Below are 3,011 nucleotides of genomic sequence, written 5' to 3' on the forward strand. Positions count from 1 at the left end.
GGACCTCGCCGTCCGTGTAGAAGTTCGTCTCCGCGTTGCGGACGCCGCGGCCCTCGTCGTCGGAGAGGATCTGCGGCTGCGGGGCGAACAGCTCGGCGACGTCGTCGATGCTGACCGCAGGCCGTGCGTCGGCCCCGGCGGCGGACGGGTCCGGCCCGGCGCCCGACTGGGTGCACTGGCGCATGCCGTAGGTGGGCGCCTCTCCGGGCGCGGCGGTGTCCGTGGTCTCGGGGACCACCCATGTGCTCTCCTGCCCCGGGCAGAAGGCCTCCTCCTGCGCGAGGCAGCTGTCCAGGCCGGGCTCGCCGGCGAGGCTCTCGAGACAGCCGCTGACGAGGGTGGTGCGCTTCGTGGTGGGCGTCGGTGCGGCTGATGACTCTCCGGCGGTTTCGTCTTCCTTTACCAGCCTGTCATGTGTATCTGAAGCGGATGCCCCTTTACATTTCACCTTTGCCTCTAAAGATGTTTTATGGATTTCCGTAGATATATTGGTTGTCTCGCAATTATCCCCAGAGGGAAGCTGATTGACCGCACTAGCTACAGGGGCGAAAGACGTGACAATCGCGAATGCAAGAATAGTCCTACTAATCCCCTCGATCACTCTTCAGATCCTTCGTACGACATCTCCTCAACCAGCCATTGCGACGATGACTCATCGAACTGAATGATGGCGGCCCAAGGCTGATTCTCACGCTTTAAGCTTTCGGTCCCGCGATCAATGGAGCCGTCTTCAAGGTATGCCATCCCCGGCTCCATTGTGATGAGCAAGGTGGCCGCATGGTGGCCCCCTAAATCCTGGCTCAAAAGTGAAGTAATTTCTGGCTTTGTTCCGGAAAGCCATCCTCCGGAACTGTAGGCGCGCTCAATCGTCTTGGGGTATGCGGCGCAGAGATTGCAGTCATTGCTCGAAACCGCCTTCAGCGGCTCCGGGTCGTTCGTCTGCTGCAGGTAGTAGACGGCGTCCCACCAGTACTGCACGGCGGCTTCGGCCCCCTCCTGGGTGTCCTCCTTCACGGCCTCCGGCATCACCGGCTTCGGCACGTTCCGCGCCGGGCCCTTCTCGGATGCGGGCACGTATGCCCCGGCGTCGGCGGACTCGCTCGCCGTGGTCTCCGCGGCGCTCGCGGTCGAATTGCTCGCCTCGGAGGCGGATGCGGTGGCCGGACCGGACGCCGTGGAGGCGGACGACACGCTCGAGGAGGCCGCCGGGCCGGGGGAGTCGCCGCCGCACGCGGTCAGGGCCAGTAGCAGTGCCGCTCCCCATGTGCTCGTTCGGGCGAGGCGGTGGCGGCGCAGGGTGCGCCGAGGCGTGGGCAGGGTCGTCATGGTCCCCTCCTGAGAAGACGTGCGGGTCTGCGGGCACCCTCGACGCCGATCCCGCGGCATCCCCGCCGAGGCGGTGAAGTGGTGCTCGTCACGCAGTGTAGGCACGGTCCTCGGCGGCCGGTCCAGGGTTTCCACAGGATGGACCTGGCATCGGAGCGGCGCGCCGGCACCCCTCGGGGCGGTGTCGGGACGAGCGGGCACCGGCCCCGCGCTGGGCCGTTCCCGTCGTGTTCGTCCAGCCCTCCCTCCGACGTCACGCCCGGGCCACCGGGGGGTCCTACCGTCGGTGCCGGCGGTGCGATCCGCGCGTCGCCGCATGTCAGGAGGGACCGTCATGACCGAGAACACCCCCACCCCGCACGCTGAGCCGACCTCCGGCGTCGGCCGTCGCGGCCTGCTCACCGCCGGCGCCCTGGCTGCGGCCGGGACCCTCGCCGCCGCGCCTGCGGACGCCCGCCCCGCCCACGCGGGCGGCCCCCGCCGCGGGCACTCTGCGAGCGCGGCCATGCCGCTGGCGTTCGGTCCGTCCCGCCGCATGAGGATCGTCCAGTTCAACGACACGCAGGGCGGCCACCGCGCCGACCGCCGCACCCTCGAGTTCATGGGCGAGGTCCTGGACCGGGAGAAGCCGGACTTCGCGCTGATCAACGGGGACGTGATCGACGGATCGCCCAGGACCGACCTCGAGGTCAAGCAGGCCGTCAACAACGTGGTGTCCCCGATGGAGTCCCGCGGGGTCAAGTGGGCCGTGACCTTCGGCAACCACGACGAGGACTCGGTGCAGGAGCACGGCACGTCCATGACCGAGGACCGGATCCTCGACTTCGTCCGCCAGTACCGCCACAACCTCAACCCGGCGAAGATCGAGGGTGTCCCCGGGCACACCAACGCGCAGATCCTGGTGCGCGGCTCCCGCGGCGCCGCGCCGGCCTTCGCGATCTGGCTGCTCGACTCCGGGCGCTATGCCACCGAGGCGGACACGCGCGGCCAGTCCACCGAGGGCCTCATGGGCTACGACTGGATCCGCCCCCGCCAGATCCGCTGGTACGAGGAGACCTCGGAGGCCACCGCCGAGCGCTTCGGCCGCCCCGTCCCCGGCCTGATGTTCTTCCACATCCCCACGTTCGAGCACTCCTTCATGTGGTACGCCTCCCAGGGCGAGAAGGACGAGGCCCGCCACGAGGAGGCCGTGCGCCGTCACGCCATCGAGGGCGTCAAGCACGAGGACGTCTACCACGGCCTGGTCAACTCCGGGATCTACGCCTCGGTCAAGGAGCGCGGCGAGGTCAAGGGCATCTACTGCGGCCACGACCACATCAACACCTACAAGGGGGACTACTACGGTGTGGAGCTGGGCTACGCACCGGGCACCGGCTTCGACACCTACGGCCTCAACGACGGCACGTGGGACCAGCACACCCTGCGCGGCGCCCGCGTGTTCGAGCTCGACGAGCGCAACTCCTCCGTCTACGCCGGCGCCACCCGCGTCGTCTGGGCCCGCGACCTGGGGATCGACATGGACCCGCAGGCCCGGCCCCTCGACGCCCCGGTGCCGTTCCCGCCGTACGTGAAGCCCTGACCTCCCGCGCCGGCCGACGACGACGGAGGTCGCCCCCGTCGCGCCCGCTCGGCGCCGGCGAGGCCCCGCACCGTCGGGGGAGCCGGGGGTGACGCGGGGGAAAGCA

The 3,011-nt window shown here is 69.1% G+C and carries 2 protein-coding genes and 1 pseudogene; 1 reads left to right on the plus strand and 2 read right to left on the minus strand.

What is annotated here, in order from left to right; all coding sequences use genetic code 11:
* Together Q4D18_RS11400 and Q4D18_RS11405 are read right to left on the minus strand one after the other, a co-directional pair.
* Positions 1-238, minus strand: a pseudogene (locus Q4D18_RS11400) (hypothetical protein); the annotation flags it as partial.
* 359 nt (positions 239-597) lie between these two features.
* Positions 598-1,326, minus strand: a complete 729-nt coding sequence (locus tag Q4D18_RS11405; protein WP_303128509.1) for a DUF6318 family protein — start codon at positions 1,324-1,326, stop codon at positions 598-600.
* Between the two features lie 334 nt (positions 1,327-1,660).
* Between Q4D18_RS11405 and Q4D18_RS11410 the strand changes: the two genes are divergently transcribed.
* Complete coding sequence (locus Q4D18_RS11410) at positions 1,661-2,905, plus strand: metallophosphoesterase family protein (protein WP_303128511.1); 1,245 nt, start codon at positions 1,661-1,663, stop codon at positions 2,903-2,905.
* Positions 2,906-3,011: the final 106 nt, after the last annotated feature.

The organism is Micrococcus sp., from assembly GCF_030523875.1.
In the GTDB taxonomy this organism is placed as follows: Bacteria; Actinomycetota; Actinomycetes; order Actinomycetales; family Micrococcaceae; genus Micrococcus.